This window comes from Xenorhabdus miraniensis (assembly GCF_002632615.1).
This window is the reverse complement of sequence record NZ_NITZ01000010.1, coordinates 1-21,246: the sequence shown is the minus strand read 5'-3', so window position 1 is coordinate 21,246 and position 21,246 is coordinate 1. Positions and strand designations below refer to the sequence as shown.

The following is a 21,246-nucleotide window of genomic DNA, read 5'->3' as shown; positions in this document are numbered from 1 at the left end:
AGCTTAAATCTTTATTATTTCTTTTGAATTTTCATTTCAGTAGTGATGTTTATTTTTAACCAAAAAAGCTATTGTGAGTATAAAGGGTAATCAATGAAAATTAGACCTGATGATCAGTGGCGCTGGTATTTCGATCATGAGCATAGTCGTGTCATGCTCGATCTTGCTAATGGCATGGTGTTTCGTTCTCATTTTTCTGCCAAAATGTTGACCGACTATGCAATGACAATGAAAGAAATGTCTTTCTCTGTTGACGATGCTGCGCTTTATTATGCTTTCGAAGAACATTCGCGTCATATTAATATTGCCCCAGCGCTCAGAGCTGAACTGGCTCTGAATGGGGTGGTCGCATTCCGCTTTATGAAACCACAAATGCCCAGAAGCTGGCATTTCTCCCATTTTTCTTTAGTGGAAAAACCTGAACAGGGTGAAATTGTTCAACTTCGTTTACAGGACAGTGACACTGAAGCACTCTTTATGGTGGTGGAAGTCGGTGACAATGCTAGTTTATGTTTATTAGCACAGCAAAAATTGGAACTGAATGATCGTGTGATGAGTTTTTGTGATGCGATTAAGGTAATGAACGATCGCTTGCTACCTTATATTGAATCAACTCAGGTGTCGGTATATAACAGGGCGATTTAATTTCATTCAGTTGTAGAATATATAACTCAATTAATTATACCTTATCAGGTATATTTATAACGTCATTTATCTGAATGAATTTGCTTCCGGAAAATTTTCCAACTGAAATTTAAAATAAAAATATAATTAAAATTAGCAAGATAGGGATAAAAAGTCAGACAGATGATTTTATTCATACTGCCTGATTTAGATATTATCACTATATATTATTAATAATTAGTTTAATTCAATCACTAAATCACTTTGGGGAATACAACTACATGCCAGAATTTTTCCATCGTCTTTGATGGATGTTGATTTTAATGGCTGTACATCCCCTTTAAGCAGGGACAGCTTACAGGAACCACAAATACCGGCACGACATGAATAAGGAACTCTAATACCCTGGTTTTCGAGCTGTTCTAGAATTATTTGTTGATTGTTTCCTATAAAACGCTGCCCATTGAATTCAATAGAAATAGATTGCTCAGCAATTTTCTGTATATTTAAATCATTCGCTTGCTCACCGCTGCCATATTCACGCGGGGTTTTCTTTTCTAAAATGGTGACACGATCGCCGACGCGAATAATGCCGCTATTACGGGCAATGGCATTCTGCCCAAAATCGACAGCTCCATTTTCTTTGGCGGTTCTAAAAGACTGTAATGTTGCCAGTGGCTCACCTTTAGGATTTTTACGACCTTTTTCAGGACTGACCGTTGTCAAAATACAACGGCTGCACGGTTTGGGAAGGTCGAAAATAACATCGCCAATTTGGATGACTTTCCAACTATCTTCTTCAAAAGGCGCAGCACCTGTGACAATCATATTGGCACGAAACTGCTCTATTTTAATACTTGCGGGACAGCGTTGTTGTAAAGTATGAAAAGAGGCTTCATTGATAATTAAATAGGGGTAACCATCCGCGAATGATAGAGAAATATCCGGGAATTTCTTGACCCTTCGGGTGAGTTCCTCGCTTAGCCAGCGGAGTTGCACGGGGGTATCAAAAAAACCACTTAACCAAGTGTTGATCAGATCCGGGGCAACTAAAGCAGTAAAATGAGTCCCCCAAACTTCGGTGGGTAAACGCTCTTCTTTAAAATCAGTATAAAGTACAGTTGCACTTTCTCCGTTCGGTGCCTGTAGATAAAGACCGTTATGGAGCATTGTTGGCGTAAACAGCAACAGTTGTGGATATTGGCGGCCAGTAATAAAAGTACCATCCGTTGTGGTTATCATAAAGTTGCGATCAAACGTAAGGCCACTTTCATTGACGAGGGAATGTGAAAGTTGCAATCCACGCATAGACTTGACGGGATAAGTATAGAGGCGCGACAAAGTTATCATCCATTATCTCCAGAACATTTTTATTTTTTTATCGAATAAGCAACTTTATGACATGTCGTCGGTATTGGCTATAATGTGCCACAATTTTTTGTATTGAACTTTTGTGGTGATTAATAAAATGAACTCTCTCTTTGCCAGCACGGCACGTGGACTGGAAGAACTGTTAAAAAACGAACTGGAAATGCTGGGAGCGCAATCCTGCAAGATTGCCCAAGGCGGGGTTCATTTTCAGGGTGATGATCGGGTGATGTATAAAAGCCTGCTGTGGAGCAGGCTGGCATCTCGTATCATGATGCCGCTTAATGAGTTCAAGGTTTATAGTGACTTAGATCTGTACCTTGGTGTCCAATCGATCGATTGGAGTGAAATTTTCTCGGTCGATAGCACGTTTTCCGTGCATTTCAGCGGCACAAATGAAGAAATCAGAAATACACAATATGGCGCATTGAAAGTCAAAGATGCCATTGTTGACAGTTTTGTACGTAAAATAAAGCAGCGTCCTGATGTTGCAAAACAACAACCTGATGTCCGTGTCCATGTCTTCTTGAATAAAGAAAAAGCGACGGTTTCACTTGACCTAAGTGGAGACAGTTTGCATATCCGTGGTTATCGTGATCTGGCAGGGCAAGCGCCACTAAAAGAAAACCTTGCGGCAGCAATTATTTTGCGTTCTGGCTGGAACGTAGGAACGCCAATGATTGATCCAATGTGTGGTTCAGGCACATTGTTAATAGAAGCCGCTATGATGGCGGCAGATTGTGCACCAGGTTTACATCGCAAATATTGGGGATTCACTTCATGGCTGAAATTCGATGAAACTATCTGGCGTGAAGTGACCACAGAAGCACAAGTACGTTTCCGTAAAGGATTACAGGAAACCACTTCCCGCTTTTTCGGAACAGATATTGATCGCCGTGTCATGGATATGGCTCGTTCAAATGCACGCAGGGCAGGAGTATCCCAACTTATCCAGTTCCAGCAGGGAGATGCCAGCAAGCTGGAAAATCCATTGCCAGAAGGGGTTACGGGAACGATACTGAGCAACCCGCCTTATGGTGAACGCCTTGAAAGTGAGCCTGCGTTGATTGCACTGCATAGTGTATTTGGCCGCGTAATGAAAAACCGCTTCCCCGGCTGGCGCTTATCACTATTCAGCGCTTCGCCAGAACTGTTGAGCTGCTTGCAGTTACGTGCAGAACGAGAGTTCAAGGCGAAAAATGGCCCGCTGGATTGTATCCAGAAGAATTATCAATTGTCGGATAAACCACAGTCTTTGGATGTTGGTATTGCTGAAGATTACGCAAACCGTTTGCGTAAAAATGAGAAAAAACTCAGTAAATGGGCCAAACAGCAAGGTATTGATTGCTATCGGTTATATGATGCCGACTTACCGGAATACAATGTTGCAGTTGATCGCTATGCGGATAAAGTCATTGTTCAAGAATATGCGCCCCCGAAATCTGTGGATGCGAATAAAGCGCGCCAACGTTTATTTGATGTCATCAGTGCAACAATGAATGTGCTTGGCCTGTCATCCAGCCAGCTGATCCTGAAAACGCGTCAACGTCAGAAAGGCAATAGCCAATATGAAAAGATGGCCGAAAAGAAAGAGTTCTTTTTGGTTAATGAATATGGGGCAAAATTCTGGGTTAACTTGACCGATTATCTGGATACGGGCTTATTCCTTGATCACCGCATTGCCCGCCGAAAATTAGGGGAAATGAGCCAGGATAAAGATTTCCTCAATTTATTTGCTTATACCGGTTCGGCGACGGTTCACGCAGGATTGGGCGGAGCTCGCTCGACAACCACCGTAGATATGTCCCGTACTTATCTTGAATGGGCAGAGAAAAATTTACAGGCAAATGGCTTAGCTGGACGTCAGCATCGTTTAATTCAGGCTGATTGTCTGGGATGGTTGGCACAAACGCGTGAACAATTCGATTTGATCTTTATTGATCCTCCAACATTCTCCAACTCCAAACGAATGGAAGACACTTTTGATGTTCAGCGTGATCACATCGCATTAATGAAGCAATTAAAACGCCTGTTACGTCGTGGTGGGACTTTGATGTTTTCCAATAATAAACGGGGATTCAAAATGGATTTTGCCGAATTGGAGAAATTAGGATTGGTTGCAGACGAAATAACAGAAAAAACGTTATCTCAGGATTTTGCCCGTAACCGTCAGATTCATAATTGCTGGTTGCTACGCCACGCTGGCGAGGAAAAATAATATTATGTCATTGATTAGTTTATCCGGTGCTTGGTTGTCTTTTAGTGATGCACCGTTATTGGATAATGCTGAACTGCATATAGAAGACAATGAAAGAGTGTGTCTGGTCGGGCGTAATGGTGCGGGAAAATCGACACTGTTACGCGTGCTGGCGAAAGAGCAGCCTTTGGATGACGGGTTGGTTATCTATGAACAGGATTTGATTGTTGCCCGCTTACAGCAAGACCCGCCCCGCGATGTAGAAGGCACGGTATTTGATTTTGTTGCCGAAGGGGTAAAAGAGCAGGCTGAATATATTAAAGCGTTCCACCATGCTTCACGCTTGGTGGAAACCGATCCGAGTGAAAAGAATCTCAACCGCCTTGCAGAATTACAGGAGGTGCTGGATATTCAGGGGCTTTGGTCACTGGATAGCCGGATTAGCGATGTATTGAAACAATTGTCCTTACCCGCAGACGCGAAATTATCTTCACTGTCCGGTGGTTGGTTGCGTAAGGCTGCATTGGGCAGGGCGCTGGTTTGTTCGCCAAGAGTGTTATTTCTGGATGAACCGACCAACCACCTTGATATTGACACGATCGAATGGTTGGAAAATTTCCTGAAAGATTTCAACGGAAGTCTTGTTTTCATTTCCCATGACCGGTCATTCATTCGCAACATGGCGACACGCATTATCGATCTGGATCGTGGAAAATTGACATCATGGCCAGGAAACTACGATAAGTACCTTGAAGGCAAAGAAGAAGCGTTGCGGGTTGAAGAATTACAAAATGCCGAATTTGACAAAAAACTGGCGCAGGAAGAAGTTTGGATCCGGCAGGGTATTAAAGCACGACGTACCCGTAATGAAGGCCGTGTAAGGGCATTGAAAGCGTTGCGTGTAGAGCGCTCTGAACGTCGCAATGTTATGGGCGCGGCGAAAATGCAGGTCGAAGAAGCGACGCGTTCCGGTAAGATCGTGTTTGAAATGGAAAATGTAAATTACCAGATTGGTGATAAAACATTAGTTAAAAACTTCTCGGCTCAGGTTCAGCGTGGCGACAAGATTGCATTAGTGGGGCCAAACGGCTGCGGTAAAACAACACTATTGAAACTGATGCTGGGCGATTTGTCGGCAGACAGTGGGCGCATTCATTGTGGTACAAAACTTGAAGTCGCTTACTTTGATCAACATCGTGCGGCGCTGGATCCTGATAAAACCGTCATGGATAACCTTGCTGAAGGTAAACAGGAAGTGATGGTTAACGGTCGCTCCCGCCATGTACTGGGTTATTTGCAAGATTTCCTTTTCCATCCCAAACGAGCCATGACGCCCGTGCGGGCACTTTCTGGTGGTGAACGCAATCGTCTGTTGCTGGCACGTCTCTTCCTGAAACCAAGCAACTTACTGATTCTTGATGAACCGACCAATGACCTTGATGTTGAAACATTGGAACTACTCGAAGAACTGGTTGATGGTTATACCGGAACCGTGATTCTGGTGAGCCATGATCGTCAATTTGTTGATAACTCAGTCACTGAATGCTGGATTTTTGAAGGTGACGGTGAAATCAACAATTATGTGGGAGGTTATTACGATGCTCAACAACAACGAGAGCAGAGTATTTCCTTGCGCCAGATCGCAGAGAAAAAGGTCAGTGTTGAAACTAAGGTTGTAAAACCGAAAGATACCTCGAAAAAGACCAACAATAAGATAAGCTACCATTTACGGCGTGAGTTAGAACAACTACCATCATTATTAGAAAAGTTAGAAGAAGAAATAGAGAAACTGCAATCTCAGGTCAGTGATGCTGAATTCTTCAACCAATCACACGAAATTACCCAAAATGTTCTGAATGAATTGGCAAATAAAGAACAGGAATTGGAAAAAGCTTTTGATCGTTGGCAGGAATTAGAAATGATGAAAAATGGATGATAGCTGCTGCATAAAAAAACCATGTAGGCTTTGCTAAAGGAGAAATGCTTTGTGTTCCAATAACCATCAGTATGACAAGCTGGTTCTTTGTCCCCAGTGTGACATGCTGGTGGCTGTGCCTGATTTGGAACAAGGAAAAAAAGCTGTTTGCCCTCGATGTAGTACTTTGCTGACAGCAAAGTGGAAAGAGCCACGCAATCAGCCAACAGGCTATGCAATAAGTGCATTAATGATGCTCTTTCTTGCATGCCTGTTTCCTTTTGTCAGCATGAGTGTCGCGGGGATTGTCAGTGAAATCACACTGACTCAGATCCCCAAGGTAATGTATAGTGAAGACTATTCAAGCATGGCCGTGTTTTTCCTGATCTTTGTTCAGCTTGTGCCGGCATTCTGCATGGTTGCCATTATTCTTTTATGCCAACACGTCAGGATGGTGCGCCGTTTGAAAATAGAACTGGCACGTATCCTGTTTAAGATGAAAACATGGTGTATGGCAGAAATTTTCCTTGCGGGAGTGCTGGTGAGCTTTGTTAAGCTCATGGCATATGGTGAAGTTAATATCGGTTTGAGTTTCCTGCCTTATTGCCTTTTTTGCCTGTTTCAGGTCAGGGCTTTTCAGTGCCTTGACAGACATTGGTTTTGGAATGAAATAGAACCAGCTCCTGCAATTTGCCAACCTTTACAGGCCGGGAAACCTGGTCTGGTGCAGGGAGTCAGGTTGTGTCAATGTTGTACCGCCATTTTGCCTGCCCAGCAATCCGAATGCCCACGTTGCCACACAAAGGGGCATGCCCGCCGCCGCCATAGCCTTCAGTACACAATGGCGTTACTGATTACATCAGTCATACTTTATATTCCGGCGAATGTTCTGCCAATCATGGTGACTCAGGCATTGGGGAGCCACATCAACTCCAACATTCTGGAAGGGATTATTTTACTTTGGAGTTCGGGTTCTTACCCTGTTGCGTTAGTCATTTTTATTGCCAGCATCATGGTGCCCTTATTGAAAATGCTGGCCATTAGTTGGTTATGTTGGGATGCAAAGAGCCAAAGTAGCCATGATTCTGAAACAATGCATTTTATTTATGAAATGGTGGAATTTGTTGGTCGTTGGTCCATGATTGATGTATTCGTTATTGCCGTATTATCGGCGCTGGTTCGTATGGGACAGCTAATGAGTATCTATCCTGCTACAGGGGCAGTGCTGTTTGCTCTGGTTGTTATCCTGACGATGTTTGCGTCAATAACATTCGATCCACGTTTAACTTGGGATAAAGCCAATAGTAAATTTGCTTTACATGACAATGAGGAGTCGTAAGGTGACGGATAAAGAAGAAGATCTGGCTCAGGCCAGGATCAGCAAACTCAAGAGTTGGTCACCTGTATGGATAGTACCAATTATCACTGTGCTTATCGGTGCTTGGATACTGTTTTACCATTTCAGCCATCAAGGGCCTGAAGTGATATTGATTACGTCTAACGCAGAAGGCATTGAGGCGGGAAAAACGAAAATTAAAAGCCGCAGCGTGGACGTTGGTGTCGTTGAAAAAGTTTCATTAAGCGATAATTTGGGGCAGGTGATCATTAAAGCTCGTTTGAATGATGGCATGGAGCGGCTTTTACACAAAGATACTGCATTTTGGGTTGTAAAACCTCAGATTGGGCGTGAAGGTGTTTCTGGCCTGAGTACATTGCTGTCAGGCGTATTTATTGAATTACAACCTGGTACACAAGGCGGCGAGGAAAAAAAATTCTCACTGCTTGATTCACCGCCACTTGCTTCCCCTGATGCAAAAGGGATTCGTATTATACTGACAAGTGAAAAAGCAGGGCGGCTCTCTCCCGGTGATCCGGTGTTATTTAGGGGATACCGTGTAGGCTCAGTTGAAGCTGGTACTTTTGATCCGACTTCTCGGTTAGTTCGCTACCAAATTTTCGTTAATGCACCTTATGACGGTTTATTGACAACCAATGTCAGGTTTTGGAAAGACAGTGGTGTAGCGTTTGATATGTCATCACAAGGTATACGGGTTGACGTTGCCTCATTATCAACTTTGCTTGGCGGTGGTGTCAGTTTTGATGTACCGACGGGTTGGGGATTGGGCAACCCTGTCAAAGAAAAAGAAGTCTTTAAACTTTATGACAATGAGAAAAATATCCAAAACTCACTTTATACAGAGCATAAGGGCTTTTTGTTATTTTTCTCTGACTCAGTGCGTGGTTTACAGTCGGGAGCGCCTGTTGAGTTTCGTGGTATCCGAGTGGGAACCGTAGTAAAAGTTCCTTTTTATACCGAGAGTATTAAACAGCGTGTCGATAGTGATTTTCGAATTCCTGTATTGATTCACATAGAGCCGGGACGTTTCAAAAAAGAGCTGGGAGATGGATTCGATACAGACAAGGAACTGAAAGAAATTATTGAACGAGGTTTGAGAGCTTCCTTAAAATCGGGCAATTTATTGACAGGCGCGCTGTTTATTGACCTGAATTTTTATCCTGATGAAAAAGTCTGGGAAAATCCACATAAAGTTGCTGGTTATGACGTTCTGCCTACAGTAAGTGGTGGCTTGGCACAAATTCAACAAAAAGTCATTACGGCGCTGGATAAGATCAATAATATGCCGATTGAATCGGTATTTATTCAGGCAACGCGAACACTCGAAGAAAGCCAGAAAACGATTAAAACTGCGCAAAAAACAATGGATGAATTAAACCGCATTCTTGCGAGTAAAGAAGCACAGGGGCTTCCTAAAGATATCCAAAATACGCTGCATGAGTTAAATCGTAGTATGCAGGGCATTCAGCCTGGTTCTCCGGCTTATAACAAGTTGGTTGACAATATGCAGCGGCTGGATCAAGTAATGCGTGAATTGCAGCCTGTCTTGAAGACACTGAATAATAAGAGCAATGCGTTGGTATTTGAAGCGGAAGCGATAAAAGATCCTGAACCTAAAAAGGCACCTAAGTAATGAAAAAATTGATTCCAAAATTGGCATTTTTTATCTCTGTCAGTGTTTTTGTTGTTGGAAGTCTGTTTATTTCAGGATGCAGCGGCAGTCAGCCACAAAAAACGTATTACCAACTGCCCGTTTTAGCTGATTCATCATCGGAAAAGCCAGTCTCTTCGGGAAACTTATCATCACAGGAGAATAAGCTGGGAGCTAAACATGAACGGCAACTATGGATAAAAGACGTTAATCTTTCTGACTACCTTGCTGCACCCGGAATTGCGTATCAAACCGGAGAGGTCAGCTATATCAACGCATCAAATCATTTGTGGGCCAGCCCATTACAACAGCAGTTAAAGCACATTCTGATTTCTGAATTGAGCGCGACATTCCCGCATCGTTTGGTTTCTGGACAAGAACTGGAAAAAGATGCAGATGCGTTAGATATCACAATAACTGCTTTTCATGGGCGATATGATGGGCGGGTATTGATTGAGGGATACTGGGTATTGTCTAACCCGGATAATGTAACCAAACGACCATTTAATCTCGAATTGAAACAGGAAAAAGATGGTTATTCTGAATTAGTTCTTACATTAGCAAAAGGCTACAACCAGTTGACTAAATCCATTGCCAGGCAGATAGCCTCTCAACGTTAACTGAGTAGTGCAAATATTTTATTATGATAATTTATGATTATCTTTCTATTCATTTAATATAAAGGTATCACTAGAACCAATTGAATAAAAACGATCGGCGTTTCATCTTCATGGTAACAAATGAGGAAATAAGGCATGAAAAGACAAAAAAGAGACCGTTTAGCAAGAGCGCTTTCCAGAGGCTATCAGGCTGGTATTTTGGGACGACCGCGGGAGAATTGTCCTTATCATTCATTGGATGCTCGTTCGTATTGGTTGGGGGGATGGCGTCAGGCGAAAGAAGATCGCGTTTGATGGCAAATAAATCTATTGGTATTAAATGAGAAATTCACCTCCGCGATGGCGGAGGTGTTCAGCATCGGAGAAAAAAGTTAGTTACCAAAGCGGGATCATTAAAAGGCGCTGGTATCTTTGAACAAGCCTACTTTCAAATCAGTCGCAGTATAAATCAGTTTACCATCTACCAAGACTTCACCATCAGCCAGGCCCATAATTAACTTGCGGTTAATGACTCGCTTGAAATTAATGCGATAAGTCACTTTTTTTGCTGTCGGTAATATCTGACCTGTGAATTTCACTTCTCCCACACCAAGCGCTCGGCCTTTACCTTCTCCGCCGATCCAGCCCAGGAAAAAGCCAACAAGCTGCCACATTGCATCAAGACCAAGGCAGCCCGGCATCACGGGATCATTGACAAAATGGCAGTCGAAAAACCATAACTCAGGGTTGATATCAAACTCAGCCTCGACATACCCTTTATCGTAGATACCACCGTTTTCTGTCATTTTCGTGATGCGATCCATCATCAACATATTGCCAGAAGGCAGTGGTGGTCCATTCTCACCAAACAATTTACCTTGTCCAGAGGCTTGAAGTTCTTCTTTTGTGTAGGATTCTTGTTGTTTAAACATATTCTCAGATAGCCTTACTAATCATGTAGGGCTAGAGAATAGCGTACACTTGTACGCCGAACAACTCCGATCAGATAATGGCAGTATTAACCTAACCAACGTAGAAACCAAGGTAACCGAGGTCGCTCTTGATTATTAGCCTGTGCAATACGTTCATATATCATAGCTAACAAGTGTTCTTTTTGTGGATCGTAATAAGGAATACCCGTTAGTAGTGATGCGGCCTCAGAGACATGCTCAACAACCCAGATATGAAACTGTCCATTTTTTACCGCATTAACGACATCCTGACTTAGGCACAAGTGTTGCACATTGGCTGTTGGAATAATAACGCCTTGAGAGCCGGTGAGTTCACGGTAGTGACATATGCGGAAAAATCCTTCAATTTTCTCATTGACTCCACCAATTGGTTGTACGTGACCAAATTGGTCTACCGCACCTGTAACCGCAATTTGCTGATCGATAGGCTGTTGTGACAACGCACTGATCAGGGCACATAATTCCGCCAGTGATGCGCTGTCACCATCTACTTCGCCGTAGGATTGCTCGAATACAATAGAAGCAGAGAATGGCTGTGGTTGATCCAACTTCAATTCAGAAATTAAGTAAGCTTGCATAATCATCATGCCTTTTGCATGAATATTGCCACCTAATTCTACTTTACGTTCCACATCAATAAATTCACCATCCCCTAAGTGAGCAACGCAACTGATGCGGGAGGGTTCTCCTATTGGGTCAGGATGCCCTGGATATTCGAGTATTGAAAGCCCATTAATTTGACCGATAACTGAACCCTGTGTGCGAATCAAAACTTGGCCTTTCAGCATTTCATCCATACAGCGTTCGGATAAATAACCATGGCGCCAAGTACGATTCTCTTCTGCTTGTTGCAGGGAATGCCCGGTGATCTGGTTTTCTTGCTGGTAACTGGCTGCTGATTCCAATTTTTGTTGCAGCCACTGAATATCCAGAGGCAGACAGAGTTGATCTTCGGTATGGCGGGTCGCTTGTTTGATCAGTTCAGGCCAGGCATCGGCACTCAGTGGAGGCAGTTCCTGTTGTTGAATAACACCATTAACATGACGGCACCACACTGCCAGATCACCTTCTTCGTGAAAGAGGATATCCGGCTCAAATTCACCGTACAGTGCGCTGTTTGCCAGTTCGGGTTCAATGGATTGTAGTTCTTCAAGACTTAGCCTGTCTCCCACTAAAACCAGACGCAGATTCAACTCCATTGATGGTACAGGAAAGGGAAGGGAGCGGTTTTCATCTTGTGACAGCCAGTCAAAGCGGCGTTGGGTAATCATCTGTTTGAGACGAACCCACATTAATGGCTGAGAAAGCAGAGTCCGAAGAGGCAAAATGAGAATACCACCATTGACTTGATGGATAAGCCCGGGCTGCAATTGAATTACACCTTGATGCGTATAGATATTGCCAAATAATTGCTCTGCTTCAATCCACTCACGATAAGCAACTCGCTCAGTCGGAGCAAACATACCTTCTCCGGATGAATGCCAAGTAAGGGTTTGGTGTTCTATTTGATAATAGCCACCAATATTTGGACGATCTTTCGGTAGTAAAGAGGAAATCGTATGAGATAAAAGAGACAGATAAGCATCACTCTCTTCAGCCTTTAGCAGCATAAAAGGTTGGCGCAGATTAGCCTGACAAAAAAGAGTTAACCCACTGTGTAGTCTGGGTTGAACCTCATCCATTGTGATGGGGGACAGTTCAGCGACAGAATTAAAGAGTGCTTGATAAGGCGCATTGTTTGGCTGTAATGCTTGCCAGTCTAATTTTATATTCGTCAAAGTGGTAGCTACATATAGTGAAAAGGGAAACATTTATTATACAAGATTAGACAATGAACCAACATGCCAGAATCTTAAAAGAAACGATATTTGAGCTAACACATTTATTGCTTGTAAAATAGGCCAATATCTTGTGTTGCTATGAGCAATTCAAAGAAATAATTGCTATGCTTAATTTAAGTTACGCTGTCACTGAGAGATGAAATGAAATATCAACAATTGGAAAATCTGGAATGTGGCTGGAAATGGGCATATTTGGCAAAAAAGCACCGTGAAGGCGAACAGGTTACTAAATATATTGAAAAAAGTGCAGCGCAGGATGCGGTCAATGAATTGATGAAGCTGGAATGTGAACCAATTAAGGTGTTGGAATGGATCTCGCAGCACATGAATCCGGATTTATCTAACCGGATGAAACAAACAATTCGGGCACGGCGTAAACGCCATTTTAATGCAGAACACCAGCACTCACGTAAAAAATCCATCGATCTGGACTTCCATGTTTGGCAGCGACTTTCAGCTCTTTCTCAACGTCGGGGTAATACTTTATCGGAAACGATAATACAGTTGCTGGAAGACGCTGAATATCGAGAAAAGTATACGCACCAGATGTCGAGTTTGAAGCAGGATTTAGAAGCTATATTGAGAAAATAGTCTCTTGAGAAAATAGTCTCAACTTACTCACAAACTCAATCTACGCACAGAAAAGAAAATATGGGCAGAAAAAACAAAACCCCATCTAAAATGGGGTCTTGTTGATCAATCTATCAGAACAAGATTACTGTGCTACTTTTGGTTGAGTAACAACTTCTTTAGTGCCCTGAATATTGATAATTACACGACGATCTGGAGCCAGACAGTCGATAAGTTTAGCGCGAACTTTGATGTTGTCACAGGTAGAGCCAGTAACAGGGTTTTCCTTACCGCGGCCTTCTGCCTGAATGCTGTTTGCTGGGATGCCTTTAGCAACCAGATAATCTACAACAGATTGAGCGCGTTTTTGGGACAATGGCAGGTTGTAATTCTGGCTACCGATGCGGTCAGTGTAACCCATTACTACAACGTTCCCCTGATTCGGGTCGATTTTAGCCAGTTGGTTGTAGAGGTTATCCAGCTCTTGTTTACCTTCTTCTTTCAGCGTTGATTTGTTGAAGTTGAACAGAACGTCAGAGCGCAGAGTAAAGCTCTTGTTTTCAACAATTGGTGCTGGAACGACTGGAGCCGGAGCTGCTGGTGCAACAACCGGAGCAACAGCTTCATCTTGACCGAAGCGGTAAGAAATGCCAACGCTCAGCAGGCCGTTATCTGGACGAGCACCAACGGTGGTTGCATCACCGATGTTATTGGTCCACTGATAATCCAGACGGGTTGCCAGATTTTTGGTCAATGCGTATTCAACACCAATCGCAGCCAAAGGAGAAACACCCGTATCATGGTCTTTCTTATTTACTTGTTTAGGAGATGCAGCATTGGCGTTGTAAGTTGCAGAAGAGTCTGCACGCCAGACCATACCACCCAGGCGTGTATAGACGTCAAGATTGTCCATCACTGGGTAGCTCAATTTTGTTGTCAGTTGAACACCGTGAGCGCGGAAAGCACCGTTATCAACGCTGCCTTTATAACCCATGCGACCTAACCAATCATAACCCAGCTCAAAGCCCAGATATGGATTTGCCTGATAACCGACATAGGCACCTGCGCCTAGTTGACTTTTGCGAGTTGGGCCGTTGCCAATTCGATTATCATAATCATTACCGTAGAAATTTACATCATGGTATTGAGACCAACCCAGCTTAGCACCGGTATACCAAGTATTATCCTTTGGAGCTGCTTGAGCAGCAGTTGCGAAAGCTGCCACTGCCACTGCTACTGCGATAGCTGTCTTTTTCATTTTACGCCTCGTTATCATCCAAATAGGCAATTGGCCTTAAAAGCCTTATTATTAGCCATTGGTTAAAATGTTCGCTTAGGTAACTGTGCTCCTGTCAGGAGATATTTCCTGAAATATAAGAGTGGTAAGCACAAACCTAAACTGTGTAAAGTCTACAACGAACTTAAAAAGTTACAAGTACACTGTGACTAGTGGCACAAAATTTTTAATTAGTGGTATACAAATAAAAAATATTTCTGACAAATATTTACAATATTGACCATATCAATATGTTGATTTTTATTGTAAAGGAGGCTGATTATCAATTAGTAGCTTATTTTTTATAAAAAATATTGGGATAATTCCTAAATTTTGTTAGTGATAGTAAATAGAGTGAATATGTAACCTATTTGATGATGAAACTAATTGATGAGTTAAGTTTTGTGGCCGCATAATAAAACCGATCGCGGTGCCTCTTTGCGCCGCCAATTGTAATCTGTTCACTTCATATTCAGACAATTCAGGCAGCCAACCCAATACAATACTGTAATTACCACTTGCTAAAGCCTTTTCCATGGCACTAATTGAAGCAATGGGACGGATTTGGTTTAGCTGGACGACTTTATTTAAAGGAAGCCCAGAGCTTATCAACCATTGGCGGCTTAACCTCTTGTTGGGCGTTACCCAGAGTAACCATCGATTTTCATTTCCGGACTGACGTAATAAAGGAAGCAGAATGTGATTAATCGTTGGTTGGTGCTCGTTGTAGACCAATTCACTGACCATACCTTTTACAGTTGATGAAGTGACTGTTGATGAAGCGCATCGGAGTGATTCTATAAAAGACGGTCTTTTCACGGTTATCCCAACCATTTTTTTGTCTGTTTTATGTTCGTTATCTGCCGTGTCAGCAGTTACCGTTTTATTCTCAGTGGGATATCTCCACGATGATTGAATGCCCATAATGTTCCTCGCCATAATGAACTGTATATTTATACAGTATAACGCTATTTGATTAAAAGCAAGTCTCTTTTTTTCAAAGCGCTTCGCAAAAATTCACAGAAATTCGGATTTTTCTGACTTAACGGTTGGCAGTTGGAAATAGATTGCGTATGGTTTTAATTAATTGTTCTTGTTATCTATTTTATTAATAGCAGGCATGGTTAAACATTATGTTGGAATGTGATTCATGGAGTGATAAAAATGTTTTTATCCGAACCGCGTTTTACCCAATTACAATACGGCGTATCTTTATTGGGAAAGCTTAAGAAGAAATCTCAATTTGGTGGCATTGGGTTGTTAATTGACGGTGTTTTATTTGCTATCAGCTCTGAGGGGGAACTTTATCTACGAGGAAGTAGCCGTGCTGAAGTGTTATTTCAGACTAGGGGCATGGAAAAATTTATTTATTCAAAAAGGGGGATACCTGTGACCTTGCGGTATTACCGCGTTAATGAATCACTTTGGCAAGATCAAAAACAGTTGTTTGAATATATGCAATTAGCCTACCAATATACTATGGAAGAAATTGTTGATAGGCAGAAAATGCCTCTCAGGCTTAAAGATCTCCCCAATTTAGGGATTGCTTTAGAGAGACAACTATGGAAAGTGGGCATCTCTAAAGTAGAAGATTTGAAAATGCTGGGAGCCAAAGCAACTTATCTCAAACTACAACAGCACAGGAAAAAAACAAATGTTAGTTTGTTGCTTGCTTTGGCTGGTGCAATAGAAGGATGCCATGTCGCGGTGTTACCGGAGCAATTGCGTGATGAATTAATCAGTTGGCACGACGAATGGCTCCACCAAAATTCGGACTATCATTCGTAATAAGAGATATTTGATGAATAGGGGCAATGGCCCCTATTTCCTCACTTCATACGACGGCTGAAGATGTTAGGGTCACTTTCTTTTCTACTATCTTTTCTGCTATGGATTGAATCGTATGGCTTAATAGCGCCGGATTGTGTTCAAAATCATTTAGGGGGAGATGATGAACTTGAGCAATAGCTGATAAGCCTTTTAGTAAGTGGCTGGCAGAGTTATCAAAGGGTTTTTCGGTGACCAATATAATGGGACGTCTTAAAGTGGAAGCCCAACCCAATTCGATATGAGTGCCATCCGTCCTGATTAATTGTTTCTGTTGTGGGCAGACAGGCAAAATAGCAACAAAAATGTCACACTGCTCCATCCATTGGCGGTCACGTTGAGCAACTTCTTCTGGTGTAAATAGGTGTGTTGTTCCTCCAAATTGCTCTGTACGATGGGCTGAAAAAACTTCTGCACCGAGTGATTCTAATTGATGAATGGCAGATTTAAGATGAACTTGCAAATTATTGTCTAATACTCTGCGTTTCAACGCATGTTGAATAGGGCCACCAATAAATACTTTAAGATCGGAAAATATCATGGACATAGAATCGCCTCTTATGGAAATAAGATTTAATGTTTATAAATAGATGGTGAACATCTATTTTTTTACACTGATATTATCAGATTATTCTCTGAATAAATTATATTCTCATCTTTGTGCTATGTTTAAATTGCATTTAAATTTTATTGTTATGTTACGATTTTTGATTGGGAATCCGATTTTCAATATAATCAACAATAATGTCGTCTGAATTATTTTGGAAAATATCATGGCAAAAATTAATGTTTCTTGTTTCTTTTGCAAGAAATTGATTAATCATATCCATAGCACGTTTTATTTCTGTGGAGTTATTAATAAATAAGTCATTGCATTTTTTAATTAACGCTAAACCGTCTTTCTCTGGTAGGTATTGGGGGATATCTGGGTAACCATATTCCGGTTGCCATAAAAAACCATATTCGTGACTGTAATAATGTTGCAGATACACGTCTAATTGTAATTGCTGACTATAATTTTGTGGTGGTAAGAAAAAGACATCCTTATTGAGCGCAACACACTCATAAAATGTTGTAAGACCGGGATTGGCTAATACCTTACGGGCACGATGTAATTTTTGCAGAAAACTATGCCTTGCAAAGCAGCCAATATGAATATGAGGATGCGTTTTAGCAAACATTTTTGCCAGATTTACGATAGTGTTACCTCCACCCGCAATCGTAATGTTAGTTTCATTTTGCAGAGAGGGAATAGACAATAACTCTTCAAGGAAATGGTAATAAAAATCTGTTGTATCAGCGTAGACTGTGTCAATGCCACCAAGAGTAATTAATATCCCTTCTGGAGGATGCTCATCCATCATGCATTGTTGCAGAGAGCTGTGAAGAATTGGTGGTATGATTTGATAATTGCCGAGTTTATCGTGGAATCGTTCAATATTACGCTCTATACCATGAAAGTTTTGAATAAAGGTTTTTTCTGTTTGGTGTAAATCGACATGAAGATTACCCCACATCCAAAATAGGGTATCGATATAGATAATTGGTATATCAAGTTTAGAAACGAAATTAATTGAGTTAAGATTAGTATTGCTGATATACAGACTTGCACCTGAAATAAGCTCAGAATAGTATGAAAGCTCTGTAACAGAAGTGGTATCACATTCATAGATTGCATCAAATAAGCCGGATTTTTGACCTAATTGAGAAGAGGTCAATGTGCCTAACAAAATAAATTGCGTGCCCGATATTAATTTATTTCGACGCTTTAATTTCTCCACCACATTTAGTGTGGTGGATATTGGACCAAAACAGAATGGATCTGCGTCAAAAATAATATATGGAATATTTTTCAACATATTATTCTCTCATAAAGGAATATTTACATTTTCTATATCAAATTGTTTAGTATAAGGACAATATAAAAAAGTACTGCCATGAAGATTATTAAGATGTAATCGTCCAGAAAGGTTGAGATCTCTTGTCATTAAATGAGCTAAAAAAATATTGTGCAGATTTTGATGGGAGATAATAATCCGCATGGAAGACATGGAAATTTCATCACCTATTTGCATAACAAAACGATGAATCCTATCAGCTGCGTCAATCACCTGTTCTGAATCTTTGAAAGGTGAATCAAGGGGGGTATGCAGTAATCGATAGGCATAATCCTCACCATAGCGAGGCGGAATATCCACCAGTTTCATACCAATAAGTTCTTCTGGGAAAAATTCACAAAGCGCATCGGTTTCTTGTATTGAACAAGACTGATATGCTGAGCTGAGTGCTTTGGCGGTTTCAAGTGCCCGGCGTTGAGGTGAGGTATAAATATTTTGCCACGGAAGTTTTCCCAATATGCGTAGGCCAATTTCTTCCGCCTGTTTGATTGAAGTAGCATCAAGGGCGATCAAATTATCTTCAGGGCAGTAATCTAAGTGATCAAGCGGAATAATTTGCCCATGCCTGATCCAAAGTATCTTGAGGGGGGGTATAGAGCCATTATAGTGTATGCGCTTACCTACTTGATGGCTTGACAGCCCGTGAGATTGCCAAAAAAAGTTGGCATTTTTGTCGGTATCTGTCTCCAGATGAACATGTGTTGCACCGTGCCGACGTCCCCATTGCAATATGGTATGCCATAATCCATAACCTAGCTTCTGGCGTTGGTATTCATCCCTGATATAAAATTCAGCAATATTCAGGGTCACTTTTTCTTCCCGTTCAAGATATACATTGGCTAATCCTGCCAATCGCCCGGCATTCAGCAATAAAAACAGCCCCCTGTCACCTTGCAGGATGCGTTGTTCAAGGGCAGTATGGTTTTCCCTTGCAATCGCTTCTTCTGACTGATCCCCAAAGACTTCCGGCCAATGGCGTTGAAAATATTCTCCATAAAGATGAAGAAATGAGTCCCATAAGGGGGACTGAGGGGTAACTTGTTTGAGTTCTAACATCTTACTGACTCCATTCGATTCTTGGTGAACTGAACATCAACATAACTTTCTCACACCACCGATGATAGCTTGAGCTTGGATGCCCTTTTTCTTGTCTGGGCTCAGCGAGTAACGGCTGAACCAGTCCCTGACGTTTAAGAAATGTTTGCAGGGAGGAAGAACATTTCTCCCAATCTAAGACAGTACGGTAGGGACTTGATTGGTAAGAAGCGTACAGTGAGGCATTGTGAATATCATCATCAATAACGTGAGCTTTGAGATGGTTTCTTAATACCGTGAATTTTTCTTCGGCTACGGTATAAAAGGTAGTAAAAATATTTCTGACAGAGGAGGGAATAGGTTCTTTGTCTGTTAGACGGAGGCGTAATGCTCCACCAGTACGGATAAGCTTATTGCCATTGAAAGAATAATAAGCGGCATGGACACGTAGCATTTCCTGTCGGCAATCTTTCCTTCCATAGCCCTGAGAAAGATCGAGAAACACATGGATATTGTGGTTGTTTTGAATCTTTCGCAAAAATTCTATGCACCCCGGATCGATATAACCTAAAGGGTGGGCGAGGAGCACAGCACAGGGTTGTGGAAGGGGGCTTAGCATTTCCATCAGGGCTTGGATATCCGCTTGCAAAATCATGCTGGCCTGCTCTGGTGGTAAAACTGGATAGAAAAGTGGCTGCCAATTCGCTGCGTAAACGGCTCCAACCATGCTTTGGCATATCCACTCTGGCATCAGACAGTGCCCCTGCGCCGCTACGGTTTGTAGATCCTTGTGGAAAAAGTCCCGTACTGAACAGCCATGATTTATTATATTGTCCAGGGGCATGATCTCTTGCTGAGTGTGTATACCTTGCAAAAAAAGTATATTGCGGTGAGATATCATGGTGCGATCCTGAGATGAAGCCGCTCAATATATTCAGTGGCTAATTGGTCATAGAATTCATTTTCTCTGCCCCATAGATCAACCTGAAGGCCGGTGTAAGAGCAATAGAGCATTTCCAGATGGCTAATCAGGCAATTAATTCCCATTAACATTTCTCTACCTTGATGGCTGCAACCCCATTTAGTGGCATACCATTGACCTGCACCGTTATTTATCATCAGTGACCAAGCACCGGGAGTACCGTTATCATCATAAGTGACCGCCAGATGATATAGGTTACTTTTGGACAACAGGCCAGGAAGATATTGGAGATCTTCACGGTTCAGGCTGCGCATATCACTTTGCTGAATGATTTTCCAGCTTTGCGCATCGACGTACAGGGCATCTTGCCAGAGTTGCTCAGTGTGTCCCGAGGTACTGTAACGGGTGACGGTATGGTGAGTGCGTGCTTTCTTAAGGCTGCGTTTTAATCGCGTTGAATGTTGGATCAAAAAGTCAGCGACTGTTATCTTAGGAGGTATGTTTACAATGGGGGCCATCCACTTGCTTGTTTCATGGCACCGTAAACCGTGCTGTTGCGCTAAATCATACAGGTAGGAATAGGCACGGGATTTCACATTCAAATACTTAAATAAAACAGACTGCTGTTTTAAAAAAACCAGTAATTCCTTTTCTTCTTGGACTGTAAAAGTGAAATCGAAAAAAGTATTGCTTTGCCACTGCTGCGGGTCGCTTTCTTGCCAGACCAGATCAACACACTTAAAACGTTTGAATTCAGTATAACGCAATGCTGTCCCCAAACACCATAAATGAGAAGCGGTTGGATTGGCAAAAGGGGAAATGAGGGCAGATTGTTGCATAATAGCTTGGCTTATTAACACCACAATGCTGTCTGGAGAATATGTTGAGCTATCAAGCAACGTTTCATGAGGTACATTGTAATCCCACAAACTATCCTGAGCGACTTCTCTGATACGGGAATCTGGTAAACGATCTTCTATAGCGCGTTTCTGATTACGAATGATCAGCGTTGGTTCCTGCGCAATTAGCCTGTATACCAACCTAACTTGAAGATGCAGGAATTAAAATCTGAAAGTTGTCAGTCAGCCGCGTCGTAAGTTCTTTCGCTTTTTCTGGCAAAGTGACATGAAAAAAGTGACGAAGGGTTTCACGGAACGTTTTCGCATTCGGAAAATAGACATTATTACGCACTTGC

At 42.0% G+C, this 21,246-nt stretch carries 19 protein-coding genes and 1 pseudogene; 9 read left to right on the top strand and 11 right to left on the bottom strand.

Annotation, left to right across the window (positions count from 1 at the left end; genetic code table 11):
- Nucleotides 1–93 precede the first annotated feature (93 nt).
- On the top strand, nucleotides 94–645 hold the full coding sequence (locus tag Xmir_RS11080) for a cell division protein ZapC (RefSeq protein WP_099114308.1): 552 nt from the start codon (nucleotides 94–96) through the stop codon (nucleotides 643–645).
- Between the two features lie 216 nt (nucleotides 646–861).
- Here Xmir_RS11080 and Xmir_RS11075 read toward each other — a convergent pair whose 3' ends face one another.
- Complete coding sequence (locus tag Xmir_RS11075; protein WP_099114307.1) at nucleotides 862–1,974, bottom strand: YcbX family protein; 1,113 nt, start codon at nucleotides 1,972–1,974, stop codon at nucleotides 862–864.
- A gap of 118 nt (nucleotides 1,975–2,092) precedes the next feature.
- Between Xmir_RS11075 and rlmKL the strand changes: the two genes are divergently transcribed.
- From rlmKL to rmf, 6 genes are all read left to right on the top strand, one after another.
- Entirely contained in the window at nucleotides 2,093–4,210 is a 2,118-nt protein-coding gene (gene rlmKL, locus Xmir_RS11070) for a bifunctional 23S rRNA (guanine(2069)-N(7))-methyltransferase RlmK/23S rRNA (guanine(2445)-N(2))-methyltransferase RlmL (protein WP_099114306.1), read from the top strand.
- A gap of 4 nt (nucleotides 4,211–4,214) precedes the next feature.
- Nucleotides 4,215–6,125: an ABC transporter ATP-binding protein gene (locus tag Xmir_RS11065; RefSeq protein ID WP_099114305.1), complete on the top strand. Its 1,911-nt coding sequence runs from the start codon at nucleotides 4,215–4,217 to the stop codon at nucleotides 6,123–6,125.
- 103 nt (nucleotides 6,126–6,228) lie between these two features.
- Complete coding sequence (gene pqiA, locus Xmir_RS11060) at nucleotides 6,229–7,443, top strand: membrane integrity-associated transporter subunit PqiA (RefSeq protein ID WP_244170916.1); 1,215 nt, start codon at nucleotides 6,229–6,231, stop codon at nucleotides 7,441–7,443.
- Nucleotides 7,430–9,094 (top strand): intermembrane transport protein PqiB, encoded by a 1,665-nt coding sequence (pqiB, locus tag Xmir_RS11055; protein WP_208620423.1) that lies wholly within the window; start codon nucleotides 7,430–7,432, stop codon nucleotides 9,092–9,094. Before pqiA ends, pqiB begins: the two co-directional genes overlap by 14 nt.
- A complete protein-coding gene (gene pqiC / locus Xmir_RS11050; RefSeq protein ID WP_099114302.1) occupies nucleotides 9,094–9,732 on the top strand; it encodes a membrane integrity-associated transporter subunit PqiC in 639 nt (212 codons plus the stop codon). The genes pqiB and pqiC overlap by 1 nt, the downstream gene beginning before the upstream one ends.
- 135 nt (nucleotides 9,733–9,867) lie before the next feature.
- Entirely contained in the window at nucleotides 9,868–10,026 is a 159-nt protein-coding gene (rmf, locus tag Xmir_RS11045; protein ID WP_099114301.1) for a ribosome modulation factor, read from the top strand.
- A gap of 98 nt (nucleotides 10,027–10,124) precedes the next feature.
- Here rmf and fabA read toward each other — a convergent pair whose 3' ends face one another.
- Nucleotides 10,125–10,643: a bifunctional 3-hydroxydecanoyl-ACP dehydratase/trans-2-decenoyl-ACP isomerase gene (fabA, locus tag Xmir_RS11040; protein WP_099114300.1), complete on the bottom strand. Its 519-nt coding sequence runs from the start codon at nucleotides 10,641–10,643 to the stop codon at nucleotides 10,125–10,127.
- An 86-nt stretch (nucleotides 10,644–10,729) separates the two neighbouring features.
- Nucleotides 10,730–12,460 (bottom strand): AAA family ATPase, encoded by a 1,731-nt coding sequence (locus tag Xmir_RS11035; protein WP_099114417.1) that lies wholly within the window; start codon nucleotides 12,458–12,460, stop codon nucleotides 10,730–10,732.
- 204 nt (nucleotides 12,461–12,664) lie between these two features.
- On the opposite strand from Xmir_RS11035, the gene matP reads away from it, so the two are divergent.
- Nucleotides 12,665–13,114 (top strand): macrodomain Ter protein MatP, encoded by a 450-nt coding sequence (matP, locus tag Xmir_RS11030; protein WP_099114299.1) that lies wholly within the window; start codon nucleotides 12,665–12,667, stop codon nucleotides 13,112–13,114.
- A gap of 124 nt (nucleotides 13,115–13,238) precedes the next feature.
- On the opposite strand, the gene ompA is transcribed toward matP, so the two are convergent.
- Together ompA and sulA are read right to left on the bottom strand one after the other, a co-directional pair.
- Nucleotides 13,239–14,351, bottom strand: a complete 1,113-nt coding sequence (gene ompA, locus Xmir_RS11025) for a porin OmpA (RefSeq protein ID WP_099114298.1) — start codon at nucleotides 14,349–14,351, stop codon at nucleotides 13,239–13,241.
- A 354-nt stretch (nucleotides 14,352–14,705) separates the two neighbouring features.
- Entirely contained in the window at nucleotides 14,706–15,293 is a 588-nt protein-coding gene (sulA, locus tag Xmir_RS11020) for an SOS-induced cell division inhibitor SulA (protein WP_099114297.1), read from the bottom strand.
- A gap of 240 nt (nucleotides 15,294–15,533) precedes the next feature.
- Between sulA and Xmir_RS11015 the strand changes: the two genes are divergently transcribed.
- Nucleotides 15,534–16,157: a TfoX/Sxy family DNA transformation protein gene (locus tag Xmir_RS11015; protein WP_099114296.1), complete on the top strand. Its 624-nt coding sequence runs from the start codon at nucleotides 15,534–15,536 to the stop codon at nucleotides 16,155–16,157.
- A gap of 46 nt (nucleotides 16,158–16,203) precedes the next feature.
- On the opposite strand, the gene Xmir_RS23460 is transcribed toward Xmir_RS11015, so the two are convergent.
- The 6 genes and pseudogenes from Xmir_RS23460 to Xmir_RS28855 form a co-directional block, all read right to left on the bottom strand.
- Nucleotides 16,204–16,743: a nucleoside 2-deoxyribosyltransferase gene (locus Xmir_RS23460; protein WP_244170915.1), complete on the bottom strand. Its 540-nt coding sequence runs from the start codon at nucleotides 16,741–16,743 to the stop codon at nucleotides 16,204–16,206.
- Between the two features lie 151 nt (nucleotides 16,744–16,894).
- On the bottom strand, nucleotides 16,895–18,055 hold the full coding sequence (locus tag Xmir_RS11005; RefSeq protein WP_099114295.1) for a hypothetical protein: 1,161 nt from the start codon (nucleotides 18,053–18,055) through the stop codon (nucleotides 16,895–16,897).
- Nucleotides 18,056–18,064: 9 nt separating this feature from the next.
- Entirely contained in the window at nucleotides 18,065–19,150 is a 1,086-nt protein-coding gene (locus tag Xmir_RS11000; RefSeq protein WP_099114294.1) for a GNAT family N-acetyltransferase, read from the bottom strand.
- A 1-nt stretch (nucleotide 19,151) separates the two neighbouring features.
- The gene (locus Xmir_RS10995; protein ID WP_145956888.1) at nucleotides 19,152–19,880 is read right to left on the bottom strand and encodes a hypothetical protein; all 729 of its coding nucleotides are present in this window, start codon (nucleotides 19,878–19,880) and stop codon (nucleotides 19,152–19,154) included.
- Between the two features lie 146 nt (nucleotides 19,881–20,026).
- Nucleotides 20,027–21,091: a hypothetical protein gene (locus Xmir_RS10990; RefSeq protein ID WP_099114292.1), complete on the bottom strand. Its 1,065-nt coding sequence runs from the start codon at nucleotides 21,089–21,091 to the stop codon at nucleotides 20,027–20,029.
- 1 nt (nucleotide 21,092) lies between these two features.
- Nucleotides 21,093–21,246, bottom strand: a pseudogene (locus Xmir_RS28855) (IS630 family transposase); the annotation flags it as partial.

Coding starts and splice junctions, on each gene's coding strand:
- Xmir_RS11080 (WP_099114308.1), top strand. CDS start 94: ATGAAAATTAGACCTGATGATCAGTGGCGCTGGTATTTCGATCATGAG.
- Xmir_RS11075 (WP_099114307.1), bottom strand. CDS start 1,974: ATGATAACTTTGTCGCGCCTCTATACTTATCCCGTCAAGTCTATGCGT.
- rlmKL (WP_099114306.1), top strand. CDS start 2,093: ATGAACTCTCTCTTTGCCAGCACGGCACGTGGACTGGAAGAACTGTTA.
- Xmir_RS11065 (WP_099114305.1), top strand. CDS start 4,215: ATGTCATTGATTAGTTTATCCGGTGCTTGGTTGTCTTTTAGTGATGCA.
- pqiA (WP_244170916.1), top strand. CDS start 6,229: ATGCTGGTGGCTGTGCCTGATTTGGAACAAGGAAAAAAAGCTGTTTGC.
- pqiB (WP_208620423.1), top strand. CDS start 7,430: ATGAGGAGTCGTAAGGTGACGGATAAAGAAGAAGATCTGGCTCAGGCC.
- pqiC (WP_099114302.1), top strand. CDS start 9,094: ATGAAAAAATTGATTCCAAAATTGGCATTTTTTATCTCTGTCAGTGTT.
- rmf (WP_099114301.1), top strand. CDS start 9,868: ATGAAAAGACAAAAAAGAGACCGTTTAGCAAGAGCGCTTTCCAGAGGC.
- fabA (WP_099114300.1), bottom strand. CDS start 10,643: ATGTTTAAACAACAAGAATCCTACACAAAAGAAGAACTTCAAGCCTCT.
- matP (WP_099114299.1), top strand. CDS start 12,665: ATGAAATATCAACAATTGGAAAATCTGGAATGTGGCTGGAAATGGGCA.
- ompA (WP_099114298.1), bottom strand. CDS start 14,351: ATGAAAAAGACAGCTATCGCAGTAGCAGTGGCAGTGGCAGCTTTCGCA.
- sulA (WP_099114297.1), bottom strand. CDS start 15,293: ATGGGCATTCAATCATCGTGGAGATATCCCACTGAGAATAAAACGGTA.
- Xmir_RS11015 (WP_099114296.1), top strand. CDS start 15,534: ATGTTTTTATCCGAACCGCGTTTTACCCAATTACAATACGGCGTATCT.
- Xmir_RS23460 (WP_244170915.1), bottom strand. CDS start 16,743: ATGTCCATGATATTTTCCGATCTTAAAGTATTTATTGGTGGCCCTATT.
- Xmir_RS11005 (WP_099114295.1), bottom strand. CDS start 18,055: ATGTTGAAAAATATTCCATATATTATTTTTGACGCAGATCCATTCTGT.
- Xmir_RS11000 (WP_099114294.1), bottom strand. CDS start 19,150: ATGTTAGAACTCAAACAAGTTACCCCTCAGTCCCCCTTATGGGACTCA.
- Xmir_RS10995 (WP_145956888.1), bottom strand. CDS start 19,880: ATGCCAGAGTGGATATGCCAAAGCATGGTTGGAGCCGTTTACGCAGCG.